The sequence below is a fragment of the Actinomadura vinacea genome, from assembly GCF_039532545.1.
GTDB classification, from domain to species: Bacteria; Actinomycetota; Actinomycetes; order Streptosporangiales; family Streptosporangiaceae; genus Spirillospora; species Spirillospora vinacea.
Genome location: NZ_BAAARW010000022.1, coordinates 131,825 through 150,132 on the forward strand (window position 1 = coordinate 131,825; position 18,308 = coordinate 150,132).

Below are 18,308 nucleotides of genomic sequence, written 5' to 3' on the forward strand. Positions count from 1 at the left end.
GAGATGGCGGAGACGGGGACGCCGGCCGTCGAGGACGTCCAGCGGGAGATCCTCGCGAGCCCCTTCCACCGGTGGCTGGGCATCCGGGTGGTCGCGCTGGGCGAGCGCAGCATCACCGTGGAGGTGCCCTGGCGGGACGAGTTCGTGTCCAACCCCGAGCGCGGGACCGCGCACGGGGGCGTGCTCGCGGCGCTGGCCGACCTCGCCGCCGACTGGGCCCTCGTCGGCACCGTCGGACGCGCGGTCCCCACCCTCGACCTGCGTCTGGACTACCTGCGTCCCGCCCGTCCGGGACCGCTCACCGCGGTCGGGACGGTGCTCAAGCCCGGGCGCCACGTGGCGGTGTCCGAGGCGGTGGTGACGGGCGCGGACGGCAAGATCGTGGCGGTCGGCAGGGGCACCTTCCTGGCCGCCGCCGGAGGGGACGGACCGTGACCTTCGACCACGTCAACCAGGGTGACGCCGTCGACCTGACCCGTCCGGACCGGCCCGCCCTCATCGAGACCGACACCGCCGGCGCGGCGCTGCGGACGTGGAGCTTCGCGGAGTTCGACACCGCCGTCCGCGCGACCGGCCGGTGGCTTCGCGATCAGGGGTTCGCCGCCGGTTCCCGCGTGGGCGTCCTCGGGCACAACAGCGCGCGCTGGCTCGCCGCGTTCTACGCCCTGCAGCGCGCCGGGCTGGTGCCGGTGCCGATCAGCCACCGGCTGCCGCCGTCCGCGGTGGAGTACATCCTCGCCGACTCCGGCGCGGTCGCGGTGTTCGCCGACGACCGGAACCGCCGGCTCGCCGACGGCGTGGACCTCCCGAAGCTCCCGCTGGACGCGGACCCCGCCGCCGACCCCGCCGGTTTCGTGTCGCACCGTCCCGAGCCCGCCGACCCGGCCATGTTCCTCTACACCTCCGGCTCCACCGGCAGGCCGAAGGGCGTCGAGTTGTCGCAGCGCAGCCACCTGTGGGTGCTGGAGGTGCGCGCTGCCACACCACCGCCGCCGGACGTCCGCAACCTGGTCGCCGCGCCGCTTTACCACATGAACGCGCTCGCGACCGTGCAGGCGGCGCTGGTGACGGGCGCGGCCAGCGTCCTGATGCCCGCCTTCGACGCGCGCGGCTACCTGCGGGCCATCGCCGAACACCGGCCAACCCGGATCACCGGCGTCCCCCCGATGATCGCGATGCTGTTCCAGGAACGGGACCTGCTGGACGGCCTCGACCTGTCCAGCGTCACCGAGCTGTTCATGGGTTCGGCACCGGCGAGCCAGAGCCTGTTCGACCAGGTGCGCACCGTGTTCCCCGGCGCGGTCGTGCGGAACGGCTACGGCACGACCGAGTCCGGGCCGATCGCGTTCACCGCGCATCCGGACGGGCGGCCCACACCGGACGGCTCGGTCGGGGTGGCCGACCCGGAGGTGGAACTCCGCCTGGTCGGCGAGGACGGCTCCGCCGGCGCCGGGCAGGGGGTACTGGAGATCCGCTGCCCGGCGCTGATGACCGGCTACCACAACCGGCCGGACGTCCCCGACCCGGTGACCGCGGACGGCTTCTACCACACCAAGGACATCTTCCGCGTGGACGCCGACGGGTTCCACTTCTTCGTCGGCCGCTCGGACGACATGTTCATCTCCGGCGGCGAGAACATCTACCCCGGCGAGGTGGAGCAGGTGATCCAGTCCCACCCGGGCGTGCTGCACGCCGCCGTCGTCCCCGTCCCGGACGAGATCAAGGGCACCAAGCCGGTCGCGTTCGTGGTGCCGCGGGCCGGCGCGCGCGCCGACGCCGACGGCATCAAGCGGCACGTGCTGGAGAACGCTCCCGCCTACCAGCATCCGCGCCGCGTGTGGTTCGTGGACGCGCTCCCGCTCTCGTCCACCAATAAGATCGACCGCGCTTCGCTCGCCGAGCGCGCGCGGACCGCGTTCGGCGAGCTCCCACCGTCCCCCCGACCCGCCGGAGAACAGCGATGACCCTGCGCGACGACGCCCGTGCCCTCTCCGATGACCTCATCCGGCTCCGGCGGGAGATCCACCGGGAACCGGAGGTGGGGCTGCGGCTGCCGCGGACGCAGGAGCGGGTCCTCGCCGCGCTGGACGGCCTGCCGCTGGAGATCCGGACGGGGAAGTCCCTGGACTCGGTGACGGCGGTGCTGCGCGGCGGCTCACCGGGGCCGACCGTCCTGCTGCGCGGCGACATGGACGCCCTGCCGGTGACCGAGAAGACCGGGCTGCCGTACGCGGCGTCCAACGGCGCCATGCACGCCTGCGGCCACGATCTGCACACCGCCGGGCTGGTGGGCGCGGCGCGGCTGCTGTCCGCGCGGCGGGACCGCCTATCCGGCAACGTGATCTTCATGTTCCAGCCCGGGGAGGAGGGCTTCGACGGGGCCGGGCACATGATCGCCGAGGGTGTCCTCGAGGCGTCCGGCGACCGCCCGGTCGCCGCCTACGCCGTCCACGTGAGCACCGAGTACGCGACCGGCACCTTCCACAGCCGGACCGGCACGCTGATGGCCGCGTCCGCCGTCTTCGACGCCACGGTCAACGGGGCGGGCGGGCACGGCGCCAGCCCGCACAAGGCGAAGGACCCCGTCCCGGTGGTGGCCGAGCTGGTCGGCGCCCTGCAGACGATGGTCACCCGGCGCTTCGACGTGTTCGACCCGGTCGTGGTCACCGTCGGGCGGCTCCAGGCCGGCGAGGCGGCCAACGTGATCCCCGACCACGCCACGCTCGGCGCCACCGTCCGGGGCTTCTCACCGGAGGTGCTCCACAAGGCGGAGCGGGAGATCCGCCGGCTGGTCGAGCACGTCGGCCTCGCCCACGGCGTGGAGGTCGCGCTGGACTTCGAGTACCAGTACCCGGCGACCGTCACCGACGCCGACGAGACCGCGCTCGCCCAGCGCGCGGTGGAGGACGTCTTCGGCTCGTTCGAGACGCTCGCCGCGCCCAAGACGGGCGCGGAGGACTTCTCCCGGGTGCTCGCCGAGGTGCCGGGCGCGTTCGTCTTCGTCGGCGCGGCCGACCTCACCTCCGGCCCCGTCCCCTCGAACCACTCGCCCCTGGCGCGATTCGACGACGCCGTCATCGCGGACGCCGCGACGCTGCTGGCCGAGCTCGCCACCCGCCGGCTCGCGGCGGCGGGATCGGCCGTACCGTGACCCCGCAGGGCCGGTCTCGCGGTATCGCCGCACGCATAGGGAGTGCCTCATGTCGAACAGCGCGCCTGAACGGCCGGGCCCGCGGGACTCGGCCACCGCGCGGTACGAGGCGATCAGGAACATGATCGTCGACGGTTCGCTGCCGCCGGGCTCGCTGCTGCTGGAGACCGTGCTGAGCAAGCGGCTCGGAGTGTCCAGGACCCCGGTCCGGGAGGCGCTCGCGCGGCTCGCGCAGGAGGGCCTGATCAACCGGGAGGTCCGGGGCTATGTCGTCAAGAGGCGCACGCCGGAGGAGATCCTGGAGATCTACGAGGTCCGCATCGTGCTCGAATCCGCCTGCGCCGCCCGGGCCGCCGAACACGCCTCCCCCTACGACCTCGCGCGGCTGGAGCACCTCACCGCGGAGGCCGGGACCTGCACCGACTACGAAACGCACCTGCGGCTCAACACCGAATGGCACGCGGGGCTGCGCGCCGCCGCGCACAACGAGACGATGACCAGGCTGCTGGACGAGCTGAGCGTGCTCCAGCAGATCTACAACCCGCAGATGCACGTGCGAAAGCCCGCCGAGCTCGGCGAGGGCCAGGCCCAGCACGTCCGGATCATCGAGGCGATCAGGCGGGGCGACGCGGAGACGGCGCGAGCGGCGATGACCGAGCACCTCTCCCGCGTCCGGGATCTGCGGGTGGCCGCGTTCCTCGACAACCACGGGAAAGGATGAGCGTGTTCACCACCCGTCCCGAACTGGCCGGCGACTTCGGCATGGTGGCGAGCACCCACTGGCTCGCGTCCGCCGCCGGGATGAGCGTCCTGGAACGCGGCGGCAACGCCTTCGACGCGGCCGTCACCGCCGGATTCGTCCTGCAGGTCGTCGAACCCCACCTGAACGGCCCCGGCGGCGAGGTGCCGATCCTGCTGTGGAGCGAGGACGAGGAGAAGGTGTCCGCCGTGTGCGGGCAGGGCACCGCACCCGCCGCCGCCACGATCGACCGGTTCACCGGGCTCGGCCTGGACGAGGTCCCCGGGACCGGGCTTCTCGCGGCGACGGTGCCCGGCGCGTTCGGCGGGTGGCTGCACCTGCTGGAGCGCTGGGGAACCTGGACGCTCGCGGACGTGCTGGAGCCCGCCATCTCCTACGCCGAGCACGGGTTTCCCGCCGTCGACGGGATCTCCGCCACGATCGGCGCGGTCGCCCAGATGTTCACCGACGACTGGCCGACGTCCGCGGCCGTCTGGCTCCCGGCCGGCCGGCCGCCGCGTCCAGGATCACGGCTGGTCAACCCCGGGCTGGCGGCCACCTACCGGCGGGTCGTCGCGGAGGCCCGCGCGGCGTCCGGTACCCGCGAGGGGCAGCTCGCCGCCGCCCGCGACACCTGGTACCGCGGGTTCGTTGCCGCGGCGATCGCGGAATTCTGCGCCGCGACCGCCTGGCGCGACAGCTCGGGACGCGCCCACGGCGGCCTGCTGACCGGCGACGACCTCGCATCCTGGGAGGCGACCGCCGAAGACCCGCTCGGTTACGACTACCACGGCCACACGGTCTACAAGACGGGGCCGTGGGGGCAGGGCCCCGTGTTCCTGCAGCAGCTCGCCCTGCTGTCGGGCTTCGATCTGGACACGGCCGGGCACCTTTCCGCCGACTACGTCCACACGGTCGTCGAGTGCGCGAAGCTCGCCTTCGCCGACCGGGAGGCGTGGTACGGCGACCCGGACTTCACCGACGTGCCGATGGAGACGCTGCTCGGCGACACCTACAACAGATCACGGCGTTCCCTCGTGGGCGAAACCGCGAGCCACGACCTGCGTCCAGGACGTCCGGACGGGCGCGACCCGCTGCTTCCGGCGGGCGGCGAAGCGACCGTCCCGGTGACCGGGGGAGTGGGCGAACCGACCGTCCGTGCGGACGGACGCGTCCGCGGCGACACCTGCCATCTGGACGTGGTCGACCGGTACGGCAACATGGTGTCCGCGACCCCGAGCGGGGGCTGGCTGCAGAGCTCGCCCCTCATTCCCGACCTCGGCTTCTGCCTCGGCACGCGGGCGCAGATGTTCTGGCTGGAGTCCGGCCTGCCCAGCTCGCTGCGTCCCGGCGCGCGTCCCCGCACGACCCTCTCGCCCTCGCTCGCGCTGCGGGACGGACGGCCGTGGCTGGCGTTCGGGACACCGGGCGGTGACCAGCAGGACCAGTGGAGCCTGAACTTCTTCCTGTCCGTCGTCCACGGCGGGCTGAACCTGCAGGAGGCGATCGACGCGCCCATGTTCCACTCGGTGCACTTCCCGAGCTCGTTCTACCCGCGCCAGGCCCAGCCCGGCGTGATGCTCATCGAGGACCGGGCCGACCCCGCGGTCGTCGCGGAACTCCGCCGGCGCGGCCACACCGTCCGAACACCGGGCCCGTGGTCGCTCGGCCGCCTCAGCGCGGTCGCGCGGGACGGCGACTTCCTGCGCGCCGCGGCCAACCCCCGCGGCGCCCAGGGCTACGCCGCGGGTCGGTGAAGGCGACGGGATGATCGGCAACGCGTCCCGCCGGTTTCAGCCCTTCACGGTGAGCACCACGCGTTGGTATGACGTGAGCGCCGGCGAGCCGTTGTCCGTTGTCTGCAGGATCAGGTGAATCGTCTGGCCGGGCACCGCGTCCTGGGGCACGCGGAATTTCGCGATGCGGTGGCGCGCTTGCGAGGTCTCCGTGAGCGCGACGTTGCCGGGGTAGGTGTCCGCATCGCCGTATTGCCACCAGATGCTGGTCAACCGGTCGCCGTCCGGGTCACGGGCGATTGAGCCTGGCGGCGAAGTCCTGCTGGGCGGCGCCGAACCAGCGGCTTGCGGCATGGTTCGCGGACGGCCGGCCGCTCGGATCGATGTGACCGAGCAGACCGTTGTCGAGCAGGTTCATGAAGATCGAGGTGTCGCCCTCGGAGATCCACGAGCCCTTCTCTTGGGGAGCCGTCCAGACCACGTATCCCATTTCTTTGAGTTGTTCAGTGGTCAGGCCGGACAAGCCGCCCGCTGGCGGCGGATCGTGCGGAGTCGGCGGTTCGGTCCCGCGCCCCGGAATGTGCACCTCCTGGCGAACGTTGCTGCGCCCAGGCTGAAGGGCTATCGGCCTGCGATTTCCTTCACGTCAGCACGATCTTTCTGAAGCGCTTGTACGTCCCGTTCGTGATGGAAGTCGCGCCCGGCGCATGGATCTGGGCGACCTTCACCGGTATCCCTGCCAGAGGCGATCGCAGGGGCCACCGGTCTGCTTGGCCCTGGCGGCGACAGGTCGAGGCCGAGGACGGCGGGGTACGGGCTCGTTCGCGGCTGATCGCATGTTGTGGGCGGGTGCCGGAAAGTCCGCGCCTACGGCGCCTCGACAGTGCTGGTGGTCGCGGTATCGCTGGTCTGGCGCTGTGCGCTCAGTACAGAGTCGAGCAGGCCAGGGAACAGTGCGTCGAGGTCCTCTCGGCGCAGTCGTATCAGCCGGGATCGGCCCTGCACTTTCGTCCACGTCACGCCGGCCTCGCGCAGCACCCGGTAGTGGTGCGACAGCGTCGTCTGATGCACGTCGATTTCGGCGCCGATCGCGTTGCAGAAGTCTTCGCCCATCCGGTCGAGCCGCAGGACGAGGTCCAGCCGCACCGGATCGGCCAGAGCGCGCAGCACCTCCACCAGCCGGATGGCCTCGGTCGCCGGCTGTGACACCTCACGCATCGCCGCCCCCTGTGTTCCGCACACCCGCACGCTACCAACCCATGGATATATGGACAAGCATCCATGTATTGCTTAGGGTTCGGCTCGGTACTTCTGAGGTTCCTCTGGAAAGGCGGCACCCCCGGGTGTTGAAACGACTTCTTCCGCTGGCCCTGGCGACCTTCGCCGTCGGCACCGACAGCTACGTCATCGCGGGCCTGCTCCCCGCCATCGCCACCGACCTGCAGGTCTCCACTCCCGCCGCCGGGCAACTGGTGACGGTCTTCGCCCTGGTGATGGCCCTGTCGGCGCCCGTCATGGGCGCGCTCACCAGTGGACTGGACAGACGGTCCGCGCTGCTGATCGCGTTGAGTGTCTTCGTGGTCGGCAACGCCGTCACCGCCCTGGGCACCAGCTACGAGGCAGTGATGATCGCTCGCATCGTCACCGCGGTCGGGGCCGGGATGATCAACTCCGCCGCCTCCAGCACTGCGGGGGCCATCGCACCCCCGGAACGCCGAGGCAGGGCACTGGCCTTCGTGTTGGGCGGCCTCACGTTGGCGACGGCGTTGGGCCTTCCTCTCGGCACGCTGATCGGCCGTACCGACTGGCGCACCACCCTGTGGGCCGTCGCCGGGATCGGCCTCCTCGCCGTCCTCGGAATCGCCGCGGGCCTGCCCAAGGTGACGCTTCCCGCCGCCTCACTGGGCGACCGACTGCGCCCGCTCAAGCAGGGCCGGGTCCTCGCGCTGCTGGCCGTCACCATGCTGGTCTTCCTCGGCGCCTACACCCTCTACACCTACATCGGCCCGGCCCTACAGGATGCGACCGGCGGCTCCGAATCGCTGCTCACCGTCATCCTGCTGGCCTGGGGAATCGGCATCCTGGCCGGAAACATCATCGCCGGACGGCTGGTCGACCGGCACGACCCGGCGCACGTGTTGACCGGGCCCCTCACCATCGCCGCCGTCGCACTTGCCCTCACTTCGGTGGCGACCGCCACACTCGTGTCCACCCTGGCATGGGCCGCGATCTGGGGCGCGGCCCTGGGCGTCATCGTCGTGCCCCAACAGCACCGGCTCATCGCCCTCAGTCCGGCCGCAGCACCGGTTCTGCTCGGCCTCAACTCCTCGGCCATCTACGTCGGGATGGCCCTCGGCGGCGGCCTGGGCGGACTGGCCCAGGAGTGGTTTGCCATCGTGCCCGCCGCGCTGGGGCTGCCAGCCGCCGGTGTCACGGCCCTGGCGCTGCTGTACCACCTGACAACCGCACGCCACCGTGCGCTCGCAGCGCCTCTGCCGACCCCCTCCAGCCCGGAGAAGGCCGAGGCGTAACGCCCCTGCCCTTCCTAGGCCCGGCTGACCGCGGGGTTGTCCGACCCGAGGACGGCCTGCCGCTGACCGACGTGCGGCGAGCACATCTGCGACGGGCCGGCCGCCGTCCGTGAGCGGCCGCTGGAGCTGTCCGTTCCGGTTGATGGCTCCGGCCTGTGTCTCGCTGACCTGCGAGTCGCAAGGCAAGTCCGGAGGGTGGGGCCGATCCTGTTCGGACTTACTTTGCAGCGGGCCATTGAGGAAGTGCAGCACCGCTTCGTGGGCCCGCCCTCAGAGGGCGGGCCCACGGCCCGGCCGCATCGGCCGTGCTGGCCGGATCTCCTTCTCAGGACGTGGTCCGGAACGTCCACGAGTTCGAGCGGTCGTGGACGGTGGAGCAGATCATCGGCTGACTGTATTCATCGTCGCTGCCGCTGCGGCGGCTGCTCGGCGATCGGCGACCGGCCTTCGAGCAGGAGCTGACCGACGCGTTGCCGGCAGTAGGGGACCGGACGGTTCATCGAGCCGGTCGCCCTAGAAGTCCTGATGGCCCGCAGACCACATGCCCTGCACGCTTTGATTCGCTTTGGGGCCAAGGCCATAGCGGCCTGGCGTTTCTCAGCGAAGTCGTTCGCTGGCCTCGGTCAGTTCTCAGGCATGTGGTGTCCTGCGGCAAGGACAGGTGAGGCGGCGTCGGACGGCGCCGGGAAGTCGATGAGCGCGAGCTCGACCTGGGCATCGCATTCGGGGCGGGCGCACTCACAAGCGAAGGCATGCACGGCCGAGTCGAAGCTGCCGGTGCTCCAAGGCCGGGCATAGAACGCGCGGTAACGTTCGACGTCAGCACGGTTCGCCCATCGCAGCAGCGCAGGGCGCTCGTCAGCGGTGTCGGCTGTGGGGCCTTTGGCCAGGACGCCAGCGAAGAAGCGTTCGACTTCCGCGACCGTCTGGTCGATGGTCCACTCGTCCACGCTGAGTTGTGGTGCCTCCGTCTCCTTCACCTCTGCGGCGATCTTCTGCCCCATTCTCACGTAGAGTTCGGGCGCTCCGCGGGGTTTGTGCCGTTCGGCGAGCCGTGCGCGCTGAGCTCGTGCTGAGCAGGCCGCCGCGCATGTGCTGCGCGCCGCGGGGATCGTGCCCGGGACCACCCGACGCCGCCGGTTCCCCGCCCGCCGCCGACGCTCCACGCGAGGCCGCATTCGGGCGGGCCTGGTGCGGCGCCAGGGGAGCACCCTGCGACCCGAACCGGCACAGCCACGCACCCGCGCACGGCTGCCCGGTCCCCGTCCGCACACGCACTGCGGCACCGGCGGCGTGATCGAGAGCGACCGCTCCTTGCCCTGATCTGACGGACCACGAAAGGACTAACTACACGGCCGAGCCCGGCCCAGCAGGAGGCGTGAGGAGCAACGGCAGTTACCGCAGAAGACCCGAAGGTACCCGCGCAGCAGAAACCGGACGCCCGCCGGGTGTCAGACGAGACTACGCAAGGTCCTGGAAATGCTTCGCCACGTTCGCCGTCCCCTTCGGCACCGTGTGGATCGTGACGATCCTGATCGGCTCCGAAGCCCTTCTGCCGATCGCCATCGTCGGGTTCTTCGGCTTTGTCTTCCCGCTGGCGCTGCACTGCCAGCGGCTCCTGTGGACATGGCGGTGCCGGCGCATCCTGCACCGGGACCGCCTCGACTTCCGCGGGCCGATCGAGAGGATCCAGCGGACCGGCCAAGGGGTGCTGGTCAGCATGTCCAACGATCCGCCTCGCGTGTCACCACTGTTCGGTAAACGAGTCTGCCCGCTGCGGTTGTTGCACGACCATGACATTTCCCGGACGGAGCGGGGACATCGCCGGGCGATGCCCGGTCGGGTGGTGACAAAAGTCGCCGGCTCCGCATGATTCTCGGCCATCGGCACTTTCATCGCCGGTCAGCGTGCCCGATTCGCGGTCACAGCCGGGTCACAGCTTTCCGCACCGTGCTGTGACTCCTCGGCCGCTAGAAAGTTCGTGGCGAAGGATCATCACGGAAGGAGAGTACGTTGGCTGTTGATGGGGACTGGGACCGGCGTTCGGTGTTGCGGGGCGCCGCTGTGGTGGCCGGTGCCGCCGCGACGGTGGCGCTGCTGGGCGAGGCGGCCACGGCGCAAGCCGGCGGCGGTGACGCGGACGCGTTGTTCAAGGCCGGGAAGTTCGAGCAGGCCGGCCGCGCCTACGAGGAGATCCTGAAGAAGGACCCCAATAACGTGCACGCGGCCCGCCAGCGCGGCTATGTCGGGCTACTGGCCAACAAGTTCCCCGAGGCTGAGAAATACCTCAAGACGGCCCTCAAGTTGGCGCCCGGCGACAAGGAGACCAACCGGCTCCTGGGCGACTGCTACATCCGGCAAGACAAATTCTCCCTCTCCATACCACGCTGGCAAGCGGCCGGCAACGAAGTCCGGGCCAAATGGTTCGGGGCAGTCCGCGGCAAGCCGTATCAGATCCACGGCGACGTCGCGCGGCTGACATGGGAGCAGATGGACCCGTCACCGCTGGTAGAGGCCTCGGTCAACGGCGGACCGCAAAAGCGCTTCATGTTCTACACCGGCGCCCCGTGGCTGGGCATGTCCGCAGAAGTGGCCAAGGAAGCCGGGCTGAGCGCCGTCGCCAGCCAGAAGATCGAATACCTGGACGGCAGCGCATGGCAGTACTTCGGCGTGCTGGACTCCTTCAAACTGGGCGGCATCGAACTGCGCAACATCCCCGTGGAATGGTCGGAGACGGACACCGACGCAGCTGACCCCGGGGGGCCCAACGACGGCATCATCGGCACGTGGGTCTTCTACCACTTGCTGACCACCTTCGACTACGCGGGCAAGCAGCTGATCCTGCGCCGCCGCACCCCCGAGGTGGCCAGGAAGGTACGCGCCGCCGCCGAACGGGCGGGCGCCGAGCCCCTGCCGCTGTGGCTGGCCCGTGAACACATGTGCCACAGCATGGGCAGCATCGCCGGCTCCGGCACACGGGTGATGGGCGTGAACTTCGGCGGAATCGGCGAGGGCGCCGCGGGCATGTCCGAGGAAACGGCCAAGCAGTTGCGGATCCGCACCGACTACGACCGCCCGATCGAGACTTTCGCCCACAGCCGCCCAACCGTCGCCTACCCCTGCTACCCGAAGGAGATCCGCCTCGGCGACGCCGCCGCCGAGGAGGTCTACTGCTTCGCGAACCCAAGCCGTAACCCCGCCCCCAACGGGTTCGACGTGCTGGGCCACTTCGCCCACAGCTTCTGGAAGCCCTACAACATCACCGTCGACTTCACCGACATGAACCTCTACATCGCCCGCGGCAAGGCCACCTGATCGCCGCGCCTGCACGGGCGTCATGGGGGCTACCTGAAGCTGCCGGCTCCTACGGCGACGGGGCAAGGGCGAACCAGACGCCCTTACCCCGTCGCCCGGTGCCACACAAAGTAGGGTCCCGGGCGCCGCAGCAACCGTGCACGGCCGGAGCCCGGCAAGCTAGGAGCGACCCACCCGTCCGAGACGATCGGGTTCCCTACAGCACTGACTCGCGGTATCCGGAGGCGAGGCCCTCCGGGGGAAACCGCAGGTGCAACGCCCAACCGGGCCACCTGCCCCCCGGGCGCCTTGCTCGCAGCCGAGACCTGCCGCACCGGCCGCGCCAGGACGGCAGGTCCATGGCGGCCGCTGCGGCATTCGCTGTCCTCGAAGCCATGATCGGTCTTGTATCCGAACATGGATCGTGTTCATATGGGCCTGTGATCCTTTCGGAACGGCATGCTCTGATCATTGACTACCTTCGTTTGGCCGAGCGGGTGGAGGTGGCCGAGCTGGCCAGAGCGGTGGGCACCTCTGAGGTGACGATCCGGCGGGACCTGGAGCAGTTGGCGGAGCAGGGGGTCCTGCGACGCGTCCGCGGGGGCGCGGTGAGCCTGTTGGCCCGGAGGCAGGAGCCTCCGTTCGTCTTCCGCGAGCTGGACAACGCCGAGGCCAAACGGCGTATAGGTGCTGCGGTCGCCGGGCTCGTCCGGGACGGGGAGGCCGTCGTGATCGACGGTGGCACCACCGGGCTGGAGGTGGCCAGGGCACTGGCCGGGCGAAGGGTGACGGTGATGCCGCTTTCCCTGCAGGCGGCCCATGCGCTGGCGGTCGCGGGGCCGACCCGGATCATCCAGGCGGGCGGCGAGGTCCGTCCCGGCGAGCTTTCGGTCAGCGGACCGCTCGCGGAGGCGGGGCTTCGCGCCCTGCGTTTCGACACGGCCGTGCTGACGTGCTGCGGCGTCTCGGTCGAGCACGGTGTCACCGCCTATGATCCGGCGGACGCCTCGGTGAAGTCGGTGGCGATCTCCTTGGCGGCGCGGACGATCCTGGCCGCCGACGGCGCCAAGTTCGCTCGCACCGCGATGGCGGTGGTCGCCCCGCTCGAACGAGTGGACGTACTGGTGACCGACGCCGCCGCACCGCCGCAGACCCTCGATGCCGTGGCCGCCATGGGCATCGAGGTGCACCGTGCCTGAGACATCGTCCCCCTCACAAACGCCGCCCCCAGCCTCCCCGACCTACGGCGCCTGGGCGACGTCCACCGCTGCGCCCGTGGGAAAGGCCGCTGCCAGGGCGGTCACAGTGGTCTTCGTCGTCCATGGCCTGCTGTTCGCCTCCTGGACCGCGCATATCCCAGATGTCAAGGCCCGCCTGAACCTCGGGGACGGCTCGCTGGGGCTGGCGCTCGTCGGTGCTCCGGTGGGATCGGTCTGCGCGATGATGTTCGCCGGCGCGCTCCTGTCACGGGTCGGCAGCCGCACGGTCGTGCGCCTCACCCTGCCGGGGTACTGCCTGGCCGGCGCTCTTATCGGCATGACCGGGTCCGCGGCGCAACTGTTCGTGGTCTTGGCGGTCTGGGGAGCCTTCCAGGGGGTTCTGGACATCGCGATGAACGCCCAAGCCATCGCCGCCGAACGGGTCCGAGGCCGGCCGATCATGACGACGGTGCACGGCTGCTGGAGCATCGGCGCCCTCGCCGGGGCGGGCATTGGAGCGGGCGGCGTCGCCGCCGGCGTCACGCTGCCCGTCCAACTCCTGCTGCTCGGCGTGGCAGGCATGCTCGTCGGCCTTCGACAGGCCTCGCGTTTTGCGGACGATCCCCCACGGCAAAGTGGCGGACACCGAGAGGGCCGAACCTCGGATACGCGCTGGGGCGCAGTCCTGGTCCGTGACGAGCTGTCGCTAAAGGTCCCGCAGGTGCGGCCAGAACGTCATTCGTCCCTGAGAGTGATGGCGGCGGGACATACCGCGGCCGCGTCTCGGACGGCGGCGCGGCCAGTACGCAACTCCCGGCGCCGCAGCACTTGTTGAACGCGCCGGAAGAGTGCCGTAGACGACTTGGAGTTCCAGGCGCGCCAGCGGCCGGCCCCGAAGCCGAAGGCCATGTGGCGGTGGACGTCGAGCCGGTCGGGTCGGGGAAGACGTCGGCGTGCTGTTCACGAGGGCCCGCGCTCACCCTTAACGTCAATTTTTTGGAATGATAGATTTTTGGTGCGGTCACTCAAAGACGAGGTCGCCGGGGCGTAGCGCGTCCTGCCAGGCCGTGTGCGCGACCCTCACACGGCAGCGAGCCGACAACTCATGGAGTCCACATGATCCGCACGTCCTTCAACGACGGCTGGCAGGTCCGGTCCAAGGTCAACCCCTTCGCCGAACTCTCCGGTCAGGTGGTTCCCTTCCGTCCGGTGACGCTGCCGCACGACGCGATGATCGAGCAGCGGCGCGCGGCGCCGGACGACGGCGTCACGATGGAGGGCGCGGCCGGCGCCTACTTTCCCGGCGGTGTCTTCGAGTACCGCAAGACCTTCTCCGTCCCGGAGGAATACCGGGGCAGGCGGATCTTCATCGAGTTCGAGGGCGTGTACCGCGACGCGACCGTGTACATCAACGGTGACCACGCCGGGCAGCGGCCGTACGGCTACTCGCACTTCCGTGTCGACGCCGACCGCTTCCTGCGCTTCGGCGAGGACAACGAGATCCGCGTCGAAGCCCGCGCCCACCGCGACTCACGCTGGTACACGGGCGCCGGGATCTACCGCGACACATGGCTCCTCGTCGGCGAGGTCGTCCGCATCGCCCCCGACGGCGTTCGGGTCCGCACCCTCGATGTCGACGGCTCGCGTGCCGTGGTCGAGGTTGCGACTCACGTGGCGAACGACTCGATCGAGGTCCGCACGGTGGACGTCGTCACGGAGATATGGGACGGCTCCGGGGCCGTCGTCGCGAGCGACATCTCGAAGCTGACGTTGTTGCCGGGGGAGCCCGCGACCGCCCGGCAACGCCTCTACGCGCACTCCCCGGCCCTGTGGAGCCCGGAGTCGCCCACCCTCTACGAGTGCCATGTGGCCCTGCGGGACGTGGACGAGGAGAAGGTCACCTTCGGCATCCGTTCGCTGCGACTCGACCCTGAGCGGGGCCTGCGTCTCAACGGCGAGACCGTCAAGCTCCGCGGTGCCTGCGTCCACCACGACAACGGGATCCTCGGCGCGGCGACCTACCCCCGTGCCGAGGAACGCCGGGTCGAGCTCCTCAAGGAGGCCGGGTTCAACGCGATCCGCAGCTCCCACCACCCGATGAGCAAGGCGATGCTGGACGCCTGCGATCGGCTCGGCATGCTGGTCGTGGACGAGGCGTTCGACGTGTGGACCTCCGGCAAGAGCGAGTTCGACTACAGCCTCAGCTTCCCGGAGTGGTGGGAGCGCGACATCGAGGCGATGGTCGCCAAGGACTTCAACCACCCCAGCGTCATCATGTACTCGATCGGCAACGAGATCCCCGAGACCGGTTCGCCCTTCGGCGCGGTGTGGGGACGCAGGCTCGCCGAGAAGGTCCGCTCCCTGGACCCCACGCGCTACGTCACCAACGCCGTCAACGGCATGCTCGCCGTTATGTCCGAGCTGGGCGCCCTCCGGAAGCAGGCGCTTGAGCAGGCGGGGGACGGCGCCGGCATCAACACCCTCATGGCCGACGCGGGCGACGCGATGAACGCGGTCAGCTCCTCGGAGCTGGTCACCGAGCGCACGGCGGAGTCCTTCGCCGTCCTCGACGTGGCCGGCATGAACTACGCCGAGGCCCGCTACGCCCTGGACCGCGACCTGTTCCCGAACCGGATCATCCTCGGCACCGAGACCTTCCCCACCAGGATCGACGGCAACTGGCAGCTGGTCGGACAGTACGGCCACGTCATCGGCGACTTCACCTGGACCGGCTGGGACTACCTCGGCGAGGTCGGCATCGGCCGGCCCCAGTACTTCGCGCCGGACGAGCCGCAGCGCGCCCACAACGCGCCCTACCCGTACCTGGTCGCCGGCTGCGGCGACATCGACATCACCGGCCACCGCAGGCCCGCCTCCTACTACCGGGAGATCGTCTTCGGCCTGCGCGCCGAGCCCTACATCGCGGTCCGCCGGCCCGAGCGACAGGGCAAGACCTGGGCCGGGTCGCCGTGGGCCTGGAGCGACACCGTCTCCAGTTGGACCTGGCCCGGCTTCGAGGGCGAGCCGATCACCGTCGAGGTCTACAGCGACGCCGACGAGGTCGAACTCATCGCCGAGGGTGGTTCCTTCGGGCGGCGTCCCGTCGGCGCGGAGCACCGTTTCCGCACCGAGTTCGAGATCGTCTACCTGCCCGGTGAACTGGTCGCCGTCGCCTACCGGGGCGGCGTCGAGACCGGCCGCACCAGCCTGCGATCCGCCACCGGCCCCGTGCGGCTGACCGCCGAGGCCGATCGCCAGGTCCTCGGGGCGACGGGCGGCGACCTGGCCTACGTCGTTCTGACCCTCACCGACGCACAGGGCATCTGCCACACCGGCGCCGACCGGCCGGTGAGCATCGAGGTCTCCGGCGCCGGGGAACTGATCGGTTTCGGCAGCGCCGATCCGTCGACCGAGGAACGGTTCGACACCACGGAACGCCGCACTTACGAGGGACGCGCGCTGGCCGTCCTGCGCCCCACCGCAGCCGGAAAGATCAACCTCACCGCGACCGCGCGGGAATGCGATCCGGTGGACGTCGTCGTCACGGCCGAACAGCACCCGCAGGCCCCCACACCATCGAGATCACCCGACCCGATCCCTCCCACGTCCTGACGGTCGGCACATATCAGACGGCACGCGGGCCAGTGCGGTACCCGGACAAGTTCGACACCGCCTCGATGGCCTGGGCGCCGGCGCCCTGACACACCGGCGCGTCACGGCCTCCGCGGCACGACAGCGCAGGCCATACGTCGACTCGCCGCTGAACGAGGTGAAGTACGGTCTGTCGGGTGACGAAGCAGCGAAAGCCGCGGGGCCCGTATCGCAAGAGTGCGGAACGGCGGGAGCAGATCCTCCAGGCCGCTTATGAGGCTGTCGACGAGTTCGGGGAACGGGCCTCGCTGCATGACATCGCCGAGCGGGTCGGGGTGACGCAGCCGGCGTTGACTTATTACTTCCCTACGCGTGATGAGCTGCTTCTGGCGGTTCTGGAGCGTAGGGATGTGTTGGGGAAGGCGTTCGCCGGGGGTGCGGCCGGAGCGGGCGAGAGCATGGTCGACGGGATGGTGGCGAGCACGCGGCACACCACGGACCATCCTGGGCTGGCCAAGCTGTATGTCACGCTCTCGGCGGCGGCCACGGATCCGGAGAGTCCCGCGCACGGCTATTTCACCGAGCGCTACCGGGGCCTGGCGGCTGAGGTCACGCAGGATTTCCAGGAGCAGCAGCGGGCCGGCGTGATCCGGGCCGACGAACCGGCCGACCACCTTGCCCGGGCGGTGCTGGCGGTGCTGGACGGCCTGCAGATCCAGTGGATGCACGACCCCACGGTGGACATCGCCGCGATCGCTGAGACGTTCACGCGGATGCTGGCGCCTCCGGCCGGTTCCGGGCAGGAGACGCCTTGAATTTTTAGATTTTTGGCAGCCAATCCGAGAGTGGAACCTGCCGGATCTCGGTTGAGGACCGCACCGTCCCGGGACCTCACGGAGAGGTCCCCGTCCGGATCTATGCCCCGCGGGACGAGGTTCGCCGGGCGTTGCTGTGGTTGCACGGTGGCGGGTTCATGGCCGGTGATCTCGACATGCTGGAAGCGCACGTCGTGTCCGCTGAACTCGCCGCTCGCGCGGAGGCGTTGGTAGTTTCGGTCGATTACCGCCTGGCCGTGGGCGGCACGCGGTATCCGGTTCCCGTCGATGACGCGCACGCCGCGTGGCGCTGGCTCGCCGGGACCGGTCGGCCGCCGTCGGGTCCTGTCGGTCTGGGTGGTGCGAGTGCGGGTGCCGCCCTCGCCCTGTCCACGGCGATCCGGCTCCGCGATCAAGACGAGCCGCGTCCGGACGCCCTGCTGCTCGCCTATCCCTTCGTCCACTTCCCGACCCCGGCCCTGGACGACCGGACGGCGGCCGGGATGCGGGACCTGCCGGCGCTCCTGCGCTTCACCACCGAGTCGATCGAGCACATGGTGCGCAACTACGTGGGCCGCCTGACCGATCTGCCGGCGGCCGCGCTGCCGGGGGCGGCGAACCTCGACGGCCTTCCCGCGACCGGCATCGTCCTCGCCGAGTACGACGACCTCCGGCCGTCCGGCGACCTGCTCGCCCGGCAACTGGAGGAGTCCGGCGTCCCCGGCCGGAGGTATCTCGCGGCGGGCATGACACACGGACACCTGAACCGGACCCCGTCCCTCAAGGAAGTCGACCGCGTTGAACGAGGCGGCGATGCGGTCGGCCATCGCGTCGTACCTCGGGCGTCCGCAGGCGATTCGGGCCAGCGTCCGCTGGCTGCGATGGCGCCGGCCTCGGGTGGACTGAGGGCCACGGGGCCGGCGTCCTCGGACCCCGGGGAGGGGTGGTCTCTGAAGGAGTAACCGTCGTGAGCAGGCCGATCTGGCTGAACCAGGCGAGCTGAGCGGTGTGGTGGTGGGGCGCGATCTGGGACTGGGCGTTCGAAGCGATCAGGCCGATGAGGCTGTTCAGCTGGGACCCCCACAGCAGTGCGATCAGGATCAGTGTGAACCGCGCCGAAACCGCCCTTACCGGCTTCCCCTTCTTGGTTCGGTGACTCGATGTCGAGTGTCATGCCGCGCCCCGGCCTTCCGTACTGCTAAGCCCTTGTGGTCCCAGTGTGGCCACTCCTAATTTTTTGAATGATAGATTT

At 70.2% G+C, this 18,308-nt stretch carries 17 protein-coding genes; 13 read left to right on the forward strand and 4 right to left on the reverse strand.

The features are described 5' to 3' along the window. Positions 1–3: 3 nt before the first annotated feature. Genes ABD340_RS30475 through ABD340_RS30495 form a run of 5 tightly spaced genes read left to right on the forward strand, consistent with a single transcriptional unit; the run spans position 4 to position 5,647 of the window. On the forward strand, positions 4–435 hold the full coding sequence (locus ABD340_RS30475) for a PaaI family thioesterase (protein ID WP_344593599.1): 432 nt from the start codon (positions 4–6) through the stop codon (positions 433–435). After that, complete coding sequence (locus ABD340_RS30480; RefSeq protein ID WP_344593601.1) at positions 432–1,964, forward strand: class I adenylate-forming enzyme family protein; 1,533 nt, start codon at positions 432–434, stop codon at positions 1,962–1,964. Before ABD340_RS30475 ends, ABD340_RS30480 begins: the two co-directional genes overlap by 4 nt. Continuing rightward, on the forward strand, positions 1,961–3,151 hold the full coding sequence (locus tag ABD340_RS30485) for a M20 metallopeptidase family protein (RefSeq protein ID WP_344593603.1): 1,191 nt from the start codon (positions 1,961–1,963) through the stop codon (positions 3,149–3,151). Before ABD340_RS30480 ends, ABD340_RS30485 begins: the two co-directional genes overlap by 4 nt. A 49-nt stretch (positions 3,152–3,200) precedes the next feature. Beyond that, entirely contained in the window at positions 3,201–3,872 is a 672-nt protein-coding gene (locus ABD340_RS30490; RefSeq protein WP_344593604.1) for a GntR family transcriptional regulator, read from the forward strand. Continuing rightward, complete coding sequence (locus ABD340_RS30495; protein ID WP_344593606.1) at positions 3,869–5,647, forward strand: gamma-glutamyltransferase family protein; 1,779 nt, start codon at positions 3,869–3,871, stop codon at positions 5,645–5,647. The genes ABD340_RS30490 and ABD340_RS30495 overlap by 4 nt, the downstream gene beginning before the upstream one ends. A 36-nt stretch (positions 5,648–5,683) precedes the next feature. On the opposite strand, the gene ABD340_RS30500 is transcribed toward ABD340_RS30495, so the two are convergent. From ABD340_RS30500 to ABD340_RS30510, 3 genes are all read right to left on the reverse strand, one after another. Continuing rightward, the gene (locus ABD340_RS30500; RefSeq protein WP_344593607.1) at positions 5,684–5,899 is read right to left on the reverse strand and encodes a hypothetical protein; all 216 of its coding nucleotides are present in this window, start codon (positions 5,897–5,899) and stop codon (positions 5,684–5,686) included. A 16-nt stretch (positions 5,900–5,915) separates the two neighbouring features. Continuing rightward, positions 5,916–6,212 carry a hypothetical protein gene (locus ABD340_RS30505; protein WP_344593608.1) on the reverse strand — a complete coding sequence of 99 codons (297 nt, stop codon included), beginning with the start codon at positions 6,210–6,212 and terminating at the stop codon, positions 5,916–5,918. 281 nt (positions 6,213–6,493) lie between these two features. Further along, positions 6,494–6,844, reverse strand: a complete 351-nt coding sequence (locus ABD340_RS30510) for an ArsR/SmtB family transcription factor (RefSeq protein WP_344593610.1) — start codon at positions 6,842–6,844, stop codon at positions 6,494–6,496. Between the two features lie 128 nt (positions 6,845–6,972). Between ABD340_RS30510 and ABD340_RS30515 the strand changes: the two genes are divergently transcribed. After that, entirely contained in the window at positions 6,973–8,157 is a 1,185-nt protein-coding gene (locus tag ABD340_RS30515; RefSeq protein ID WP_344593612.1) for an MFS transporter, read from the forward strand. A 623-nt stretch (positions 8,158–8,780) separates the two neighbouring features. On the opposite strand, the gene ABD340_RS30520 is transcribed toward ABD340_RS30515, so the two are convergent. After that, complete coding sequence (locus tag ABD340_RS30520) at positions 8,781–9,161, reverse strand: hypothetical protein (protein WP_344593613.1); 381 nt, start codon at positions 9,159–9,161, stop codon at positions 8,781–8,783. 518 nt (positions 9,162–9,679) lie between these two features. On the opposite strand from ABD340_RS30520, the gene ABD340_RS30525 reads away from it, so the two are divergent. From ABD340_RS30525 to ABD340_RS30555, 7 genes are all read left to right on the forward strand, one after another. Next, complete coding sequence (locus tag ABD340_RS30525) at positions 9,680–10,030, forward strand: hypothetical protein (protein ID WP_344593615.1); 351 nt, start codon at positions 9,680–9,682, stop codon at positions 10,028–10,030. Positions 10,031–10,170: 140 nt separating this feature from the next. Then, positions 10,171–11,472: a tetratricopeptide repeat protein gene (locus ABD340_RS30530; protein ID WP_344593617.1), complete on the forward strand. Its 1,302-nt coding sequence runs from the start codon at positions 10,171–10,173 to the stop codon at positions 11,470–11,472. A 374-nt stretch (positions 11,473–11,846) separates the two neighbouring features. Beyond that, entirely contained in the window at positions 11,847–12,650 is an 804-nt protein-coding gene (locus ABD340_RS30535) for a DeoR/GlpR family DNA-binding transcription regulator (protein WP_344593618.1), read from the forward strand. 106 nt (positions 12,651–12,756) lie between these two features. Then, positions 12,757–13,485 carry an MFS transporter gene (locus ABD340_RS30540; protein WP_344593620.1) on the forward strand — a complete coding sequence of 243 codons (729 nt, stop codon included), beginning with the start codon at positions 12,757–12,759 and terminating at the stop codon, positions 13,483–13,485. A 281-nt stretch (positions 13,486–13,766) separates the two neighbouring features. Next, a complete protein-coding gene (locus ABD340_RS30545) occupies positions 13,767–16,262 on the forward strand; it encodes a glycoside hydrolase family 2 TIM barrel-domain containing protein (RefSeq protein ID WP_344593621.1) in 2,496 nt (831 codons plus the stop codon). A gap of 176 nt (positions 16,263–16,438) precedes the next feature. Beyond that, complete coding sequence (locus ABD340_RS30550; protein ID WP_344593623.1) at positions 16,439–17,056, forward strand: TetR/AcrR family transcriptional regulator; 618 nt, start codon at positions 16,439–16,441, stop codon at positions 17,054–17,056. A 98-nt stretch (positions 17,057–17,154) separates the two neighbouring features. After that, positions 17,155–18,018, forward strand: coding sequence for an alpha/beta hydrolase fold domain-containing protein (locus tag ABD340_RS30555; protein WP_344593668.1), 864 nt, complete (start codon positions 17,155–17,157; stop codon positions 18,016–18,018). The last annotated feature ends 290 nt before the right edge of the window (positions 18,019–18,308 follow it).

Excerpts from the sequence above, each read along its gene's own strand:
- ABD340_RS30475 (WP_344593599.1), top strand. The coding sequence starts at position 4 with ATGGCGGAGACGGGGACGCCGGCCGTCGAGGACGTCCAGCGGGAGATC.
- ABD340_RS30485 (WP_344593603.1), top strand. The coding sequence starts at position 1,961 with ATGACCCTGCGCGACGACGCCCGTGCCCTCTCCGATGACCTCATCCGG.
- ABD340_RS30490 (WP_344593604.1), top strand. The coding sequence starts at position 3,201 with ATGTCGAACAGCGCGCCTGAACGGCCGGGCCCGCGGGACTCGGCCACC.
- ABD340_RS30495 (WP_344593606.1), top strand. The coding sequence starts at position 3,869 with ATGAGCGTGTTCACCACCCGTCCCGAACTGGCCGGCGACTTCGGCATG.
- ABD340_RS30510 (WP_344593610.1), bottom strand. The coding sequence starts at position 6,844 with ATGCGTGAGGTGTCACAGCCGGCGACCGAGGCCATCCGGCTGGTGGAG.
- ABD340_RS30520 (WP_344593613.1), bottom strand. The coding sequence starts at position 9,161 with ATGGGGCAGAAGATCGCCGCAGAGGTGAAGGAGACGGAGGCACCACAA.
- ABD340_RS30535 (WP_344593618.1), top strand. The coding sequence starts at position 11,847 with ATGATCGGTCTTGTATCCGAACATGGATCGTGTTCATATGGGCCTGTG.
- ABD340_RS30545 (WP_344593621.1), top strand. The coding sequence starts at position 13,767 with ATGATCCGCACGTCCTTCAACGACGGCTGGCAGGTCCGGTCCAAGGTC.